Origin of the sequence: Marinifaba aquimaris, from assembly GCF_013328345.1 — a bacterium.
In the GTDB taxonomy this organism is placed as follows: domain Bacteria; phylum Pseudomonadota; class Gammaproteobacteria; order Enterobacterales; family Alteromonadaceae; genus Marinifaba; species Marinifaba aquimaris.
In genome coordinates, this window is record NZ_JABULX010000003.1 from 1 (window position 1) to 17,142 (window position 17,142).

Genomic DNA, 17,142 nt, shown 5'->3' on the forward strand with positions numbered 1-17,142 from the left:
GTTCAATGACAGATGGTTATGACTGCTATCAAAATGCACTGGCTGAGAGTAAACGGTATTCTTAAAAACGAATACTTGTTAATGAAACCAAATAACCTAAATGAGGCAAGGGAAATGGTAAAACAATCAGTCGATTTATATAATCAACAAAGGCCACATTCGGCCTTAAAATACAAAACGCCCGATGAAATTCATCAGGCGTTTTAATCAAAAAAGTGTCAACCCATACTAGGATGGGTCAGTTGGAAGTATTAACTTCTTGTTTTTTAAGCGCGTAAGATAGTCAAAATTTGCTCTGTCTTCTCTTTCATCAAAGCAATATTGGCTTTAGACTCCACATTCAAACGTACCACAGGCTCAGTATTTGAGCTGCGTAAATTAAAACGCCATTCGCCCGCGTCATCGTTAAACTCTAAACTGATACCATCGGTTTCATCAACTGATATCGCACTTGGTTCAAACTCTGCTCTTACTCTTGCAATGGCTGCTTTAGGATCAGCGAGTTTAGAGTTAATTTCGCCAGATGAAGGATAAGCTTCAATGCGCTGTGCAACTGCATCTGAAAGTTTTAAGCCTTTAACAGACAATAATTCAGTTACTAGCAACCAAGGGATCATACCTGAATCACAGTAAGCAAAATCTCTGAAGTAGTGATGAGCACTCATTTCACCGCCGTAAACGGCATCTTCTTTGCGCATACGCTCTTTAATAAAAGCATGCCCTGTTTTACATAGCACGGGTTCTCCACCGGCCGCTTTAACTACATCAATTGTGTTCCAGGTTAAACGCGGATCATGAATGATTTTAGCGCCTTTATCTTTTTGCAAAAAAGCTTCACCGAGTAAACCAACGATGTAATAGCCTTCGATAAACTGGCCTTTTTCATCAAATAAGAAGCAGCGATCAAAATCACCATCCCAAGCAATACCCATATCCGCTTTATGCGCTAAAACGGCATCTATAGTATCTTGACGATTTTCTGGTAGTAATGGATTTGGGATACCATTCGGGAAATTACCATCAGCTTCATGATGCACTTTAATAAATTCAACAGGCACATTGAGCTGCTTAAATTTAGCTTCAATGGCATCAATAACATGGCCAGATGCGCCATTACCTGAGTTAACGACCAGCTTAATTGGCTTGATGTTTTTGACATTTATGTAAGTGAGTAAGTGTTCAACATAGTCAGACAGTACATCTACTTGCTTTAACGTTCCACGTGTTGCTGCTTTATCAGCAAAGTCTTGGCTTTGCGCTAAGGCTTTAATGTCAAACAAACCAGTATCACCACTGATTGGTTTAGATTGTGCTTTTACCAACTTCATACCGTTGTAATCCATTGGGTTGTGACTCGCAGTGACTTCTACTCCACCATCGACTTTAAGGTAAGAAGTCGCAAAGTAAATCTCTTCCGTTCCTGTCATACCTAAATCGAGTACATCAACACCAGCGTCAAGTAAGCCATCTGCTAATGCTAACTTTAGCTCTTCAGACGTGAGACGAATATCACCGCCTACAACAATCGATTTTGGCTTTAAGATCTCGCCATAAGCGCGACCTATGCGATAAGCAATATCAGTATTAAGTTGCTCGCCTAATTGGCCGCGAATGTCGTAAGCCTTAAAACAGGTTAGTTCTTGTGTCATTTTTATTCCTTAAACTTCGCTTATGCGCGGCCGTATCTATCTTCAAAGCGAACGATATCATCTTCGCCAAGATATGAACCTGATTGTACCTCAATCAACTCTAGTGGCACCTTACCTGGGTTTTCAAGCGCGTGTACTACACCAATTGGGATATATGTTGATTGGTTTTCGGTTAGTAAAATTTCTTTATCACCATTAGTCACTTTGGCTGTTCCAGATACAACAATCCAGTGTTCAGCTCTGTGGTGGTGCATTTGAACCGATAATTTTGCCCCTGGTTTTACCGTAATGCGTTTAACTTGGAAACGCTCTCCATTATCGATTGAATCGTAGCAACCCCAAGGACGATAAACTTCACGGTGGAATTCAAATTCACTGCGCTTTTCTGTTTTCAGCTGATTTACAATCGCTTTAACTTCTTGGCTCTTGTCTTTATGTGCAACTAAGATGGCATCTTTGGTATTTACAATCACTAAGTCTTCAACACCTATAGTAGCTACCAGCTTATCATCTGCTAACACCATAGAGTTTTTAGTTTCAACTGCTTTTACGTCGCCATCAAAAGCGTTGCCATTTTCATCTTGTTCTTTAACTTGCCATAACGCGGCAAAGCCACCCACATCATTCCAGCCAGCATCGAGTGGAACGACAACTGCATCTGTGGTTTTTTCCATCACGGCATAGTCGATAGAGTCATCAGGGCAGGCTTCAAATGCTTCAGTGTTGATACGAACGAAGTCTAAATCTGGGTGTTCTTCACTTATTGCTTTTTCGCAAGCTGAATAAATATCTGGGCGATGCGCTTTGAGTTCGGTTAAGTAACGGCTGGCTTTGAATAAGAACATACCGCTATTCCAATAGTATTCACCTGAGTCTAGATAAGAATGTGCGGTAGCTGCATCTGGTTTTTCAACAAATTGACTGACTACAAAAGCGTTATCGTTAACATTATCACCGCGTTTGATATAGCCATAACCTGTTTCAGGGCAATTTGGTACGATACCAAATGTCACTAGCTTACCTTCTTGTGCTAGCGGAATTGCAGATTCAACGACCTGACAAAAAGTGTCGCTTTGTTGGATGTCATGATCAGCAGCCAGTACTAATAGTAGAGGGTCTTGACCATCTTTTTGCGCTTTAAATGCTGCCAGTGCAATAGCAGGTGCTGTATTTCTACCTACTGGCTCTAAAATGATCTTGGCATCGTCTATATCGAGCTGACGCATTTGTTCAGCTGCTAGGAACCTGTGATCTTCATTACAAATTAATAACGGAGATAAAGTCTCTAAATTAGCAAGGCGTAACACAGTTTGCTGAAGCATTGTTTTGCCTGAAGTTAACGGTAAAAACTGCTTAGGGAATTTTTGACGAGAAAGAGGCCATAAACGAGTGCCTGAACCGCCAGCCATAACAACAGGTAAGATCATATCCAGTGTCCTTGTGATATTTTTTAAGTTTAATTTAACTGACAAAGTGAATGTAACAAAGCATTACAATTGTCTATTCAAAGCATTGTATCGCTTTTCGCGAAGTGACTCAATTTAGCGCGGTATTTGTCATTAAAAAATAAAAAACCAGCGCTAAGGCTGGTTTGATAGTTATTTAGCACGGTTAATTTAAATCTTCATCTTTCCAAAATTTCGTGCCTTTTATTGTTGCTTCAGCTGATAATCCTGCTTCGGTTAACTGATAAATTTTAGTATCGCCAATAGCAGCTTCTACTTCAGCTGAACCTCCTTTATCTTCAGCTTTTGCAGCAGCGTCAGCTTGTGCACCAAATAGCCATCCGTCTTCAACAAAAGCTTCAAATGCCTTACGGGTTTTAAACAAAATAAGCGCTCTGAAATCTTTTACTCCTAGCCCAATACCGACACCCGCTTCACCCATATTCATATAGGTTTTGCCACCTTTTTGGTTATCAAACGCTACGCCATAACCACCACCTGCAGAAACAAAAAATAGGTTAACTCCGGCGTTACTAAATACCGCATACCCTACAGATGACTTAATTTCGCTATCTATATTGGGTTTTTTATTGCGAAATGCTTTTAACGTTTTAACAACCATTTGATCGGACTCGGCTCGCTCCTCTGCAACATTTGCATAACTCAAATGGCCAAACAGCAGCATAGTTAATAAACAGATACACTGGATTGATTTCATGTTTCTTCTCTATCTTTAGTTGTTGGTTAAATTGGCAATAAAAGTCTAGATTAAGCTAATGGAATCTCAAGATATGTAGATTGTTTATCTTGTTTTGCAAGGAATGTGAATTGTAAATAGCTAGCAGCTCATGTTTAAGCTAGTTTACAATTCTGGTTGTTGTAGTCGCTTCAACTTTGTTGAATTGACTTGACTCTAATCAAATATAACTAAACAGAATTGATCTATTTTTCATTTCAAGTAGATTAAACGCTTCAATTGGCGTTCAAAAGCCAATTTTATTCAATATCTTAGTATCTCTAGTGAATCCAAATTAATGAGTGGTCTTGACTGGCATAGAGCCGTTATCAAAGTGGGAAGTGCGTTAATTGCACCTGATGGAGCGCAGTGTAGTGGTCAATATTTATTACCTATTGCTCGTTACATCAATGAATGTCGCCAAAAAGGTAAAGAAATTATCTTAGTGTCCAGTGGCAGTGTTGCCGCGGGCCGAGGTTTGGTTGCTCATGGTGAACTCCCCATCATTGCCGAAAAGCAAGCCATGGCTGCCGTTGGACAAATGAAAATGATGCAAAATTGGCAGCGTTTTTTTGATTTTCCATGCGCGCAAATTCTCGTAACACACGATGATTTAGCAGACCGCAAACGCTACATCAATATTCAAAATACTATACGAACATTACTCGACAACGGCATTCTCCCTATAGTTAATGAAAATGACTCAGTTGCAACAAAAGAGTTAAAGGTGGGTGATAATGACAATTTAGCCGCTTTGGTTGCTCAAGTATCGAGTAGTGATTTATTGATGATTTGTAGCGATATCGATGGCTTGTTTACCAAAGACCCTAGATCTAACCCAGATGCTGAATTGATTCCTGTCGTCGATAAAATTGATGAAAGTATCTATGCACTTGCAGGTGGTACCAGTAATAAAATCGCGACAGGCGGTATGCGAACAAAAATTGAAGCAGCAGAAAAAGCAACAGAGCAAGGCATCAATACGATGATCGTCAATGGTCGAGATAGTCAAGTGTTCGATTTGCTCGTTGCGGAAAAAGCAGTGGGAACAGTTTTTACACGTCAGGCTAGCCCACAAAAAGCGAGAAAAAATTGGCTTCAGCACTCACTGAAAGTCAAAGGTAGCATTACAGTTGATGCTGGCGCATCAAAGGCCTTAAACAGTGCGGGAGCATCATTGCTCAGTATAGGTATTACTGCAATCGACGGGCGCTTTATCAAAGGCGATGCCGTCAATGTTTGCGATGCAAAAGGCAATATTATCGCCAAAGGTATTAGCCAATATAACAATAGTGAACTGAGCCAAATTAAAGGCTTACAAAGCAAAAAAATATTAGAAACTTTGGGGTATTGTCCGAGTGAAGAAGTCATCCATCGCGATGATTTAGTGGTTATATAGCCCCCAAGTGAACCAATGATGATGGAAGGAATTATGAGTTTTTCAATTGCCGAAATGGCCAAAGCGGCGAGACAAGCCTCTTACTCTGTTGCTGATTTAAGTCAGCAGCAAAAAAATGATGCGTTAGAAGCGATGGCCGCTAAATTAATCGAACGTACAGCGTTAATTTTATCCGAGAACGAACGCGACTTAGAAGCTGGGCGTGAAAATGGTTTAACAGAAGCGATGATCGATCGTTTGCGCTTAACGCCAGAACGCGTCGCTGATTTAGCAAGTGCATTGCGCGAAGTTGCCCAGTTGGACGATCCAGTTGGCAAAATGAATAATTCATTTGTACGCCCAAACGGTATTCGAGTTGCCAAAATGAAAATTCCATTAGGCGTGATTGCGATGATTTATGAAGCGCGTCCAAATGTTACTGCTGAAGCTGCAGCTTTGTGTTTGAAATCAGGTAATGCAGTCATTTTACGTGGTGGTAAAGAAGCATTGTTTTCTAACTTGGTCATCGCTAAATGCTTACACGAAGCATTAGTTGAACAAGATATTGACCCGAATGCCATTTCAGTTGTTCCTGATCCAGATCGCGCAGTGATGAATGAGTTAATGACGCTTTCAGATGATGTGGATTTAATTATTCCACGCGGTGGTGAAGGCTTAATTCGTTTCGTATCTGAAAATAGCCAAATTCCTGTTATTCAGCACTTCAAAGGTGTATGCCACCTTTATGTAGATGAATTTGCCAATAATGAGATGGCGTTAGACTTATTACTCAATGGTAAAACTCAGCGTACAGGTGTTTGTAATGCGTTAGAGACATTATTAATTGATCAAGCTAACCCAGACTTTATTCAAATTGCCGCAAAAGCGATGGCAGATAAAGGCGTTAAGATTCACGCTTGTGAAAAGAGTCTTGCGACATTTAAAGCAGCTGGATGTGATGCAGAATTAGCAACGGATGCTGACTGGGATGCTGAGTATTTAGCGCTTGAATTAGCCGTTCGCGTTGTTGATGATTTTGAGCACGCAATCAAGCACTTAGAACAATACAGTTCAGGCCACACAGAAGTCATTTGTACTGATAACTTAACTCGCGCAAATACCTTTGTTCGCCGAGTTAATTCAGCAGTTGTTATGGTCAATGCTTCTAGCCGTTTTTCTGATGGTGGCCAGTTAGGTCTGGGTGCAGAAATTGGTATTTCTACATCTAAGCTACATGCTTATGGTCCAATGGGCTTAGAAAGTCTGACAACTGAAAAGTTTGTAGTTATTGGCGAAGGCCAAATCCGCAGCTAACAATCGTTGACTGTTCGTTTAGTTTTTGTGCTAAACGGACAGTCCTCAGCTCAAAGTTAACCCACCCCCTTAGCTAACAATCTAGTCATTGAATCATTTACTTAAAATGTGTTGTCTTTTTGTTAGAAGACTTTTATTTTCTTAGCAATATAGTCTTTAATTAACGAATACCTTTTTTAAGCCAAATTCTGGGAGTGCTAGATGAGCCTAATGACAGTTAAAGAAGTTGCCGATTTTTTAGGTATCCAAGAGATTCGAGTTGAGCGACTACAACGTGAGAGTTTATTAGTTGCTAAAGATAATGATAGTGACGGTAACCCTCTGTTTGAAAAAGACGATGTAGAAAAATATAAAGTCTTTGCTGAACGAATTGGTGGTATTTAGTTTACTCAGCGTTAAACGAAAACTTGAAAAAGCCTTTGTCTCTACAAGGGCTTTTTTGATTAATCCAACTCGTTGTTAAAACAGCTCAATTCCATCATCGGGTGTTTGTGCCACACGCTGTTTTTGCTGGCTTACACTAAATTGATTTTTCGTTTTAATCGCTTCAAACGCTCGCTCTAAATCTGATTTTAAACGCATTAAATCAGCTTCTGTTAATAAAGCAGCTCCTTGTGTATCAGTGCTGTTATTGAGCTCTTTCATTTCAGCAGCGGCTTTGTTGGCTTCATAGGCGGTGTGTTCTTGCTCTTGCATCGAAGCAATAACTTGGCTTGCCAACTCTAAAACAGATTCCATCGACTCACTACATTCATTCATCTTAGTTAGGTTGTTATTGGTTGATTCTGTCGCTTGTTGAATTGGCTCGCGAATGTCGTGCATCAATTGTGCAACATCCAATACTTCTGTGATGGTGCTTGAGGCAACTTGCTGAATATTGGTAGCCGATGAATTCGCTTTGTGTGCAAGGTTTCTGACTTCTTCTGCAACCACTGCAAAGCCTCGGCCAAATTCACCCGCTCGTGCTGCTTCTATTGCAGCATTTAAAGCCAGTAAGTCAGTTTGCGATGCGATTTCAGTAATAGCAGAAACAGAGTCTTCTATTTGTTGAATTTCTTTGGACAAGGATTCGATACGATCGGCTGTTTCTAAAACTGATTTATTGACCTGATTAATCGTTTGACTCGATGTAGCGGATTGGTCTCGGCTATCATTCACCTTACCTGTCGAAGAAACAACATTATCGAAAATTTCGACAATGTTAGAGGTGGTCACTTTGGTGGCTTCGGTCATACCTTGTAATGATTCATGCAAAAAATCACTGTGCATTTGTTGCACTGAGTTTTTTTGTTCCATATTAGAATAAGACTCTCTGAGCTGCTGCGCCATGGTATCGAGCTGTGCCATTTCCACTCGGGCTGATGAAACAGCTTGTTCAGTTAATTGTGCTATTTTGTGGCTAGTTGGTTCGTTTGCAGCAAGTGATGCAATCGTTGAGTCATCGGATAAATCGAGCGCATTCTCTTTTATTAATTGATTGAGTACAAAGGTAGTGGGTTGTGCTTTTTTATGTTGAATAAAAATCAGCGTTGCAATGATTAACAAGTTAATGCTCGCTAAAACATATAAAAAGTCAGATTGGATTAAGAAAAAGCAACTAAAACTCGACAATGCAAGCAATATGAGAAGGGGTGTAACCAGTGCACTCATCAAACAATATCCTTAGTTTTCTTTTGATTATGGATAACTGAACCTCGTTCAGGAAAACGAAGATAAATAAAGATTAGTCTAAATATCTGTCTTCACTTGAATCTATCGACATTTTTACCCCTTTACTTGAACGCTTGATGAATATCATTGAATTTTATAAGAAATTTTTCGCAGCATAGACTATTTATCACTATGCTTTATGGACGATAAATACGCCATTGAGTTTGTGAAATTCAACCATGATTAAGCGTTTACACTCAGGTTTTGTCAACTATATCAAACAATGAATGAAAATCGATGGCAAGACGCGACGCGCCATGCTCACACGTTAAAAGGCAATGCAGGAAATATTGGTGCCACTTTGCTGCAACAACAAGCGGCAGATGTTGAAAAAGCTTGTGCTCAAGAGCAAGCCTCTACGGTTAAGACATTGATGTCCCGCATTCAGCCTGCTTTAGAACAGGTATTTGACTGTATTAATCAGATACTCTCAAACCCATCAATGAGTTCGGATGAATCAGTTGTATCTACCGGGTTATCAGATGACGAAATAAAAGAAAAATTAAACTATATCGGAAAAGGCATTGCTGAATTTAGTGCAACGGCAGGTGATAGCTTAGTGAGTTTAATGGAGCAAGTTAATGACAAGAGTTTGTCCTTAGAGCTCGCTGATATATATCAAGCGCTAGAAAGCTATGATTTTGAAACCGCAGCATCTAAACTAAAAGCGGTGTTGGAGCAATTTTGAGAATTAATCATGGATAGAAAACAGCTAGCAAATTATTTTTTAGAAAAGCCACATAGCAAAATGGATTACCCATTTGGTGATGATGTTGAGGTTTATAAAATCAATGGCAAGATGTTTGGTCTAATTGGTGATCACAATGGTTACACCATGATTAATTTAAAATGCGATCCGACTGAGTCATTAGCTCTGCAAGACATCTTCCCTAAAACGGTGACACCTGCTTACCATATGAATAAAAAACACTGGATAAGTGTTTATCTCAACGGTCAAATTCCAGTTGGAGAAGTGCAAAGGTTAATTGATAACTCTTTTAACTTGGTGGTTAAAGGTATGCCAAAAAAAATGCAGCAAGCCTTCTTGCTGCATTGCTAATATTAAGCGCGAGCTTGTCTCTTTCTTCTAGATGCTAAGCCAGTCACACTTAACGCCAATAGCGATAAGCTAACAGGCTTAGATACATTCACTCTGTTATTAGATGATTGAATGCTAAAAGAGTTAAGTTGGTGAATTTCGTGGTCGCTTTGGGTTGCGACAAAAAACGTGAGCTCTTTCGATAAATCAATTAGTGGGTTTAAAGAGTGAGTTAAGTCATAACCTGCTGCTGACCAAGATAGCTCACTGCTAAATAAGTCGAGTGTAATGGTTGTTAGTAGCTCTTCTCCCAAGGCTTGGAAATCGGCTCCAGGTCTTAACACATAATCACCACAGCATAAAATGGTGTTGTTTGTGATAGTCGCCCATTGGTTATCAGCAAGCACACGACTAGAATCGGCATCTAGAAAGTAATCTGCATTAACACCATCTGTTACCCCAAAGTACAAGTCTGAGTCTATGGCTAATCTGGTGTTAGAGATGTTGATTTCAGCTACTTAGTCTTGGTTTGCGTCTGTACCGACACCAAAAGTATCTAAATCAAAGCTAAAGATTAATTGGTCATCCAGTAGTGAAGAGAATTGCATTGAATCACCTACTACAGTGTTGTGACCGTTAGGTAAGCTAAATCAGTGAATTGCTTTCAAAATCAGCACCGTCAATTGATAAAAAGCCGGCGCGAGCTGTGTTGATTTGGCTTGCGAGCGATAGCGCAGACAATGATAAGAGTTGCATTTTCATTTTTTGTTATATCCATTTTGTTTTTATATTCCTTATAGACATCAAACTTATAAGTTTAGGCATGGCTAATCTATTGGTTTTTGAGCAACAAAAGCGTGATACAACTCTCATTTGTGGTGACAATTTGATATAAAAATATGTGACTTTTTTGGCTAAAAAATGAACTTATTGAAAAAGTGCAGCGTAATGAAATCTAGTTTCTTTAAAACTCATTGCTATTCAACGGGAGCAAATTATGGAAATTAGAGCAACTATCATAGGCGTTGCTGATTCAACGCACTACTTAGTAGGCGTGACAGATGGCCAAGAAAAATTTGTGGCTTTACCTCAGTTAAATGATATCGCCGTTTGTAGTTCATTATGTGAAGCCAAACAACTACTTATTGAGCACAGATTTGATAGTGCTGAGCTACATATGGAATCGGCTTATGATGAAATGTGTGGTTTACCTAGCTCGGGTGTCTATAAACAGTTACTCACCCTTTAGCTCAATGCCATTGCACACAAGTTATTTGAATTGATTCGTGTGCATTGTGATCAATTTTCTCTCATCAAATATTTCACAAAAGATATGTTATAACGTATCATATTTTCTTGTTTCTGCACGTGCCAACTTTTTAACAGTTCCTTGTTGAATAGCCATTGCTGAACTTAGGGCAGCTTTGGCTATTTTTTACTACAAAGCAGGCCAATACAGCTTCACCTACAGTGTGCAAATGACGTTTATTTTTATTCATTGCGCCCAGTCTGTTTCCGTATAAAATCAAATTAATTACTAATATTTTTAATTTTTCCTTATGGCTGTTAATACGCGTTTATTTGACGGTGTTGTTATTTTTACTCAGGTTGTTGATGCCGGTGGGTTTTCCGCAGCTGCAGAGTTAACTGGGCATTCGACATCTTATATCAGTAAAGAAATCAATAAGCTTGAAGCGCGCTTAGGGGTGAGGTTATTAAATCGCACAACTCGCTCAATTGGTTTAACACCAGAAGGCAAAGTTTACTACCAACAGTGTCTACAAATGGTACAAGACGCAGAAGATGCAGAAGGCTTAGTCAATCAAAGCGATATTACGCCAAAAGGGCACTTAAAACTGTCTTGTCCTGTCGGATTTGCTAACCAGTACCTCAAGGGTATTATTGCTAAATACATGCAAACCTACCCTGATGTGACGGTGGAACTTGATCTCAATGATCGCATGGTTGATGTTGTACAAGAAGGCTTTGATTTATCGATTCGAGCCACGCAAAACTTAGAAGAGTCGAGTTTGATTTGTCGTAAAGTGTTAGCAAGTGAGGGGCTTACCTTTGCAACTAAAAGCTATTTAGATAAGCGCGGTCGACCTCATCACCCTCATGACCTGGCCAATCACGACTGCATTTGTTACAGCAATCACAAACAGCCTGAGCGCTGGCGTTTTGAAGATCACGACGGCACTACTATCTCAGTTGATGTCAAAGCCAAAATGTTATGTAACTCAGGTGAGATGGAATTGGCTATGGTATTGGCCGATCAAGGGGTCTGTCGTTTACCTGCATTTTATCTGCAAGAGGTAATAGCTAATCAGCAGATTGAACTAGTGTTGACTGATTTCCCCCCCCATAAAGTTGATGTATTTGTTGTCTACCCAAGTCGAAAGCACCTGTTGCCGAAAGTACGTTGTTTTATCGATATGCTGGTTGCCGAGTTGAGTCAGCAAAATATGTTGAGTTAAGTAATAACAGACGGTTAATTTTTGTCTTTATGCTTGGCGAAGTAAAAAAAAGCACGCAAAATAGCGATAAATTCATCCTCTGTTTGATTCTATGCTCCATAAAACAAAAAAATTGCTGTTAATTGCTTTCTTACTGCTCGGCATTGCCGTGAGTTTGACTATTGCTTATCAGACAAATATTTTGTTTACGATGAAGGTGGCAACCTTTGCGCCTGAGTTGAGAGAAGTGTCGGGTATCGAATTTGATAAAAAAGGTCGACTTTGGGCTATTAATGACGGTGGAGATGGACCGCATTTATATAAAGTTGCCCAAGATGGTAGTGTAGAGCGCAAAGTGAAAATCAGTAATGGTCGAAATCTTGACTGGGAAGATATGACCCAAGATGATTTTGGGCATTTTTTCATTGGTGATTTTGGTAACAATGACCACATTCGAAAATGGCTGACTATCTATAAAATCGAAAACCCTATCGATATTAAAACAGAGACTACTGAAGCTGAAATCATTAAATTTCAATTTCCTAAAGATATTCTTACTGATGATCACGAGCTAAATAAAAACCACGATTTAGAAGCTTTTGTTTATTATCAAGGCCAGCTGTTTTTGTTTACTAAAAATCGCAATGAAGAGTTTGATGGTAAAACACACTTATTTAAGATTGGTGATCATGCGGCTAACTTCAAGGCCGATTATGTCTCAAGTTATGTCACTTGTACGCAAATGCAAAAGTCTTGTTGGATTACTTCTGCTGCCTTAAGCCCTAAACGCGACAAACTTGCATTGTTGGATTCAAAACGCGTTTGGTTGTTTACAGAGTGGCAGGGTGATAACTTCTTTTCAGGCAATGTTTATAAAATTGATTTAGGTTTGTTAACGCAAAAAGAGTCCGTCACTTTTTATGATAATGACACCTTGGTGTTTACCGATGAAGAGTATTACGGTGTTGGGCGCAACGCTTATAAGTTGGATTTATCAACAGCGGATAAAGAATTGATTAAAAAAGCCGATGCCAAAACAGGGTTGTTTTTGCATAGCTTAAATTAGCTAAGCCATTTCAACTAAGTTTCGACCATTTTCTTTTGCTTGATAAAGTGCGTGATCGGCTCTAGCGATCAAGCTATCAATATCATCGCTTTCGCGGTAAGTCGTTAAACCAAAGCTCGATGTTTTATGGCCCACCTGAGCGAATTCAAACTGCTCAATTTCAAAACGTATTTTATTGGCGAGTATTTCTGCACCTACCAGATCTGTTTCTGGGCAGACGATAATAAATTCCTCACCTCCCCAACGTCCAACTAAATCGACCTTACGAGTATGCATTAAAAGTAACTCTGCAAGTTGCTGCAAGATTAAATCACCCGTTTGGTGACCATAGTCATCGTTAACGCTTTTGAAGTGATCTAAATCCATAATGATTAACGACACACTGCTTTGGAAACGTTTAACCCTTTCCAGCTCTTGTTCGAGTACATCTTCAATTTTCAAACGGTTAAACAGGCCTGTGAGTACATCCCGAGTGGCTAGTCTTTCAAGCTCTTTGTTTTTGAGCTCTAACTCATGTTTTATCGCATTTAATGCTGCTAAAGCATCCTGTGCTCTATTTTTTGCTTTAGATAAATGGTGAGTCCAATAAAGTGTGGCGATTAACAACACAGAAGCGATGCTAAATAGCTCCATGACGGTTTGAAAATCGACACCTTTGTCGAAGCGAACAGAAACCCAGCGATTGTAAATTGCTTGTCGGTCTTGTGCGCTAATGGAATCAAGTGCCTTGTTTAAGATTGGCCTTAAAGCGGGCATGTCATTGCGAATGGCAATCGATGGCGAAGAGCTAAAGTTGAGTTGACCCGATACCTTGATATCAATTGAGCCTAATTGCTGGATGTGAAAACCTATGGCGAGTGTTGAATCAATGTAGCCAAACACATCTCCATTTCTTACTTTTTCAAAACCTTGTTCAATATTTTCGACTTTTACCAAAGGGGTGGAAGGGAAGGTTTTTTGCATATAGTCAACTACAGCATAACCATCGACCACAGCAAAGGTTCTATCTTTTATTAAATTAAAATCATCGACATAGGTTTTGTTATAACGCGTCGCGATAACAAAAGGATAACTAGTGTAGGATTGACTAAAAACAAAATGTTCCCGGCGTTGTTCGGTGTCTCTTGCCATGGAGATGATGTCACAACGTCTTTGCCTGGCGTATTGTAATGTCTGTAGCCAAGATTCAGTTGCAACCACTTCCAGCTCAAAGCCTGCGCGCTCTGCTACTAGGTTCAGGTAGTCTGCAGCAAAGCCAATGTGGTTATTGTCATCATCGAGTTTCTCATAGGGCATCCAATTTGGATCAACACACATTTTGATAATGGGGTGTTGTTGCAAGAAGCGCTGCTCTCTTTCTGTTAGCTCAAGTGCATAAAGCTGCGATTGGCTGAATGCCAATAACCATAAAACAAGAGCACATTTTACCAAGCGAGACAGCAACATAGAGGACAGCTTAACCTATTAGTTTTTGTTTTTTCGTCTAGATATGTCTGGCGCAAAAAATCAGCGCCTAGATGAATAAATAGACTGTAACGCAATTTGCGATGTTTTTCACCTGTGTAACTAAGCCCTTAATATAAACTTCTTATATTTGGTGAAAACGTGTGCGTTATTCCCAGTAACTTGCAGCTAACAAGCTCACTTCGAGCTCAAGATACGTTTTTAATAACTGAGCGAGATGCAAATAAAAACCAGATTGTTTACACTGTTTGAGTTTATCTATAAATAGAGACAACCAATTTAAAATATGATGTTGAATAAACGCCGCTTGCTCTTGCTCCGCTAAAGCAATGTCATCTGCTTTAATTGCAGATAAAATTAAATTACCCAAATAATCTAATTGAATCGCTAGGTGATCGGCAGGCTCATTAAAGCTTTTGTTGACGGTGAGACCTTGGGCATTAAGTAATATCACCATGTCTTGATGTGGCTTTTGAAACATCAAAGCTTGTTCGGATAAATAAACCGACGCATAAGGCGGGGCGCTTTGTTTTAAATCACCTAAAAACAGCTGAGTAAATTCAACGGCCGACTCTAGATGAGGGTGCGCTTGTTGGTTGATTAAATTCAGCCCTTGCTTCACCGCGTTTACCTCCACTTCGAGCTCGGGCACTTGCGCTAAATGAGTGAGTAACAGCTGACCTTGTTCATTGAGGTGGGCATTAAAGCTTGTTTCGTCTAACTCTCGGCTAAACAAAGTTGAAAACCACCAATACAAGGCTGCTCGGCTCTCAATCATGGTTTGTTCTGTATTTTCGGCCACTGTGTCCATTTCTATTCCAGCTCTTATTATTGTTAGGTCATTTCGGTTGGTTGTTTAAATGTGGTCACTGCTGGTGCTTTTCCTTGGTACTTTTCAATCTCTACTAAGCAGGTAAATGCACTACAAGCGTCAGTCAAGTATAGTAAAGGTTAGATGAAATGCTTGTGACAGAGAGGCGGTTTACACCCAGCTAGTAGGTAGGAAGGCAAGCGGTAGAATAAGGTAGAAAAAACGAATAACGAGGTGAGTGTGAAGCACTCACCTCGCGATAAAGGGGCTATTGATTGTTAGTAAACGTCTCGAACGTAACGTTTATCCTTTTTCAGTTTATTAACGTAATCGGCGGCCGCTTCTGCAGACATATTACCCGACTGTTCGATAATTTGATGCAGCGCTTTATCGACATCTTTAGCCATGCGATAAGCATCACCACAGATAAAGAAATAACCGCCGCGCTCTAACCAAGCAAATAGTTCATCGGCATTGGCTAGCATCTTATCCTGCACATAAACTTTTTCAGCTTGATCGCGTGAGAAAGCTAAATCTAAGCGCGTTAATAAACCTGAAGCTTGCATGGCTTCAATTTCACTTTGATAGATAAAGTCCGTTGCACTGTTGCGATCGCCAAAGAACAACCAGTTGTCACCTTTAGCATCAGTGGCCAGACGCTCTTCTAAGAAGGCTCTAAATGGCGCAATACCCGTACCAGGGCCAACCATGATCATAGGTGCCATAGGGTCACTTGGTACCGCAAAACTCTTATTCGGTGCAAAGTAACACTTAACGCTATCGCCTACCTCAGCAATATCAGCTAAGAAAGTTGAACATACACCATTATAGTCTCTGTCTTCGTTGCTATAACGGACGTTACCTATGGTTAAATGCACTTCTTCTGGGTGGTGTTTGATACTTGACGAGATTGAATAAGCGCGCGGGGCTAATGGTTTAGCTAAACCGATAAACTCGGCCACGGTAAATTGAGCGCCAGAGAAGGCACGCAATAAATCGAGGGTATCTTTACCCCAAAGAAAATCATTCAGCTGCGCTTTATTGTCATCTTTGACTAAATTAACTAATTCAGCATCGCCACTTCGCAAAGCTAACTCTTGGACAAAGTCTTTACTTGGCGTGCGGATCTCAAGTAGCTCACTAAAAATTGTTTTTAGTGTTTGTGCTTCTCCTTGATAAGGCTCTGTTTGTTCTGCATCAGCACCAAAGTGAGTCAGTATATCTGCCACTAAATCAGGACGATTAACTGGGATCACATTTAACGCATCACCCGCCTCATAGCTTTCACCAGAACCCGCTAGAGAAAACTCATAATGCAGAATTTCTTTACTCGAATCGGCTGCGGTTTCTAAGCGTTTAGTAATCAGCTTAGCGGCCAGTGGGTTTTGTCGATTGTATTTAGACTTTGCTTTTTTGCTTGCACTCTTTGGCGCATCATTAGTGGCAGCTGCCGATGAACCTTTTTCTGCAATGGTTGCTAAAGCTTCAGCTAACCATTGGCTAGCGGGCTCTTCAAAATCGACATCACAATCAACGCGGTTAGCAATGCGTTGTGCACCTAACGCGGCTAGCCTTTCATCCCATAAAATACCAGCAAGACAAAACTCATCGTAATTAGTGTCGCCTAGTGCAAGTACAGAGAAGAACGTATTGGCAAAACTCGGGGCACTATCTTCACTGATAGCATCCCATAGGGCTTGTGCATTATCCGGCATTTCACCTTCACCATAGGTACTGGTGATAACTAATAAACGCTCACTTGCGGCAAGTTGCTCAAGCTCAGCATCATCCATATCAATGACGTTGGCTGTTAAACCGTATTCTTTGGCTTGCTCTGCCGCATCTTCTGCAACGCCTTGAGCGTTACCCGTTTGACTGCCATAGATAATGGTTAGCGGTTTAACTTGGGCTGCTGCCGCCGATGCTTGGTTGTTAACGCCTTCTTCTTTCACTAATAAACGCGAATGCAAGCCAGCTAAAAAACCGCCTAGCCATTGTTTTTGATCACCGCTAAAAGGTAAATCGGTTGGTAAATAAGGTACTTTTAAATCACTCATAATTTATCTCTTTGCTG

General features: G+C 40.2%; 16 protein-coding genes and 1 pseudogene. 9 read left to right on the forward strand and 8 right to left on the reverse strand.

Annotation, left to right across the window (positions count from 1 at the left end):
* Positions 1-207: pseudogene (locus HR060_RS02630) on the forward strand (integrase core domain-containing protein); the annotation flags it as partial.
* 59 nt (positions 208-266) lie between these two features.
* Here HR060_RS02630 and cpsG read toward each other — a convergent pair.
* The 3 genes from cpsG to HR060_RS02645 all read right to left on the reverse strand — a co-directional run bounded on the left by cpsG (position 267) and on the right by HR060_RS02645 (position 3,812).
* Positions 267-1,649, reverse strand: coding sequence for a phosphomannomutase CpsG (gene cpsG, locus HR060_RS02635; RefSeq protein WP_174198723.1), 1,383 nt, complete (start codon positions 1,647-1,649; stop codon positions 267-269).
* A 20-nt stretch (positions 1,650-1,669) separates the two neighbouring features.
* Positions 1,670-3,076, reverse strand: a complete 1,407-nt coding sequence (locus HR060_RS02640; protein WP_174198724.1) for a mannose-1-phosphate guanylyltransferase/mannose-6-phosphate isomerase — start codon at positions 3,074-3,076, stop codon at positions 1,670-1,672.
* A gap of 184 nt (positions 3,077-3,260) precedes the next feature.
* The gene (locus HR060_RS02645; RefSeq protein ID WP_174198725.1) at positions 3,261-3,812 is read right to left on the reverse strand and encodes a lipid-binding SYLF domain-containing protein; all 552 of its coding nucleotides are present in this window, start codon (positions 3,810-3,812) and stop codon (positions 3,261-3,263) included.
* Between the two features lie 316 nt (positions 3,813-4,128).
* Here HR060_RS02645 and proB point away from each other — a divergent pair, with 316 nt between their 5' ends.
* The 3 genes from proB to HR060_RS02660 all read left to right on the forward strand — a co-directional run bounded on the left by proB (position 4,129) and on the right by HR060_RS02660 (position 6,906).
* Positions 4,129-5,229 carry a glutamate 5-kinase gene (gene proB / locus HR060_RS02650; protein WP_174198726.1) on the forward strand — a complete coding sequence of 367 codons (1,101 nt, stop codon included), beginning with the start codon at positions 4,129-4,131 and terminating at the stop codon, positions 5,227-5,229.
* A gap of 33 nt (positions 5,230-5,262) precedes the next feature.
* Complete coding sequence (locus HR060_RS02655; protein WP_174198727.1) at positions 5,263-6,522, forward strand: glutamate-5-semialdehyde dehydrogenase; 1,260 nt, start codon at positions 5,263-5,265, stop codon at positions 6,520-6,522.
* 201 nt (positions 6,523-6,723) lie between these two features.
* Entirely contained in the window at positions 6,724-6,906 is a 183-nt protein-coding gene (locus HR060_RS02660) for a helix-turn-helix domain-containing protein (protein ID WP_174198728.1), read from the forward strand.
* A 75-nt stretch (positions 6,907-6,981) separates the two neighbouring features.
* Here HR060_RS02660 and HR060_RS02665 read toward each other — a convergent pair whose 3' ends face one another.
* Entirely contained in the window at positions 6,982-8,172 is a 1,191-nt protein-coding gene (locus tag HR060_RS02665; protein WP_174198729.1) for a methyl-accepting chemotaxis protein, read from the reverse strand.
* Between the two features lie 283 nt (positions 8,173-8,455).
* Between HR060_RS02665 and HR060_RS02670 the strand changes: the two genes are divergently transcribed.
* Positions 8,456-8,920, forward strand: a complete 465-nt coding sequence (locus HR060_RS02670; protein ID WP_174198730.1) for an Hpt domain-containing protein — start codon at positions 8,456-8,458, stop codon at positions 8,918-8,920.
* A gap of 9 nt (positions 8,921-8,929) precedes the next feature.
* On the forward strand, positions 8,930-9,292 hold the full coding sequence (locus HR060_RS02675) for an MmcQ/YjbR family DNA-binding protein (protein WP_174198731.1): 363 nt from the start codon (positions 8,930-8,932) through the stop codon (positions 9,290-9,292).
* 2 nt (positions 9,293-9,294) lie between these two features.
* Here the strand turns inward: HR060_RS02675 and HR060_RS02680 are convergent, their stop codons facing one another.
* A complete protein-coding gene (locus HR060_RS02680; protein WP_174198732.1) occupies positions 9,295-9,741 on the reverse strand; it encodes a hypothetical protein in 447 nt (148 codons plus the stop codon).
* A 527-nt stretch (positions 9,742-10,268) separates the two neighbouring features.
* Here HR060_RS02680 and HR060_RS02685 point away from each other — a divergent pair.
* From HR060_RS02685 to HR060_RS02695, 3 genes are all read left to right on the forward strand, one after another.
* Positions 10,269-10,520 (forward strand): DUF6482 family protein, encoded by a 252-nt coding sequence (locus HR060_RS02685; RefSeq protein ID WP_174198733.1) that lies wholly within the window; start codon positions 10,269-10,271, stop codon positions 10,518-10,520.
* A gap of 310 nt (positions 10,521-10,830) precedes the next feature.
* Positions 10,831-11,748 (forward strand): LysR family transcriptional regulator, encoded by a 918-nt coding sequence (locus tag HR060_RS02690; RefSeq protein ID WP_174198734.1) that lies wholly within the window; start codon positions 10,831-10,833, stop codon positions 11,746-11,748.
* 91 nt (positions 11,749-11,839) lie between these two features.
* Positions 11,840-12,793, forward strand: coding sequence for a hypothetical protein (locus HR060_RS02695; protein ID WP_174198735.1), 954 nt, complete (start codon positions 11,840-11,842; stop codon positions 12,791-12,793).
* Here HR060_RS02695 and HR060_RS02700 read toward each other — a convergent pair whose 3' ends face one another.
* The 3 genes from HR060_RS02700 to HR060_RS02710 all read right to left on the reverse strand — a co-directional run bounded on the left by HR060_RS02700 (position 12,794) and on the right by HR060_RS02710 (position 17,125).
* A complete protein-coding gene (locus HR060_RS02700; protein ID WP_174198736.1) occupies positions 12,794-14,239 on the reverse strand; it encodes a diguanylate cyclase in 1,446 nt (481 codons plus the stop codon).
* Between the two features lie 166 nt (positions 14,240-14,405).
* Complete coding sequence (gene torD / locus HR060_RS02705; protein ID WP_246283061.1) at positions 14,406-15,068, reverse strand: molecular chaperone TorD; 663 nt, start codon at positions 15,066-15,068, stop codon at positions 14,406-14,408.
* 278 nt (positions 15,069-15,346) lie between these two features.
* A complete protein-coding gene (locus HR060_RS02710) occupies positions 15,347-17,125 on the reverse strand; it encodes a diflavin oxidoreductase (RefSeq protein WP_174198737.1) in 1,779 nt (592 codons plus the stop codon).
* Positions 17,126-17,142 lie beyond the last annotated feature (17 nt).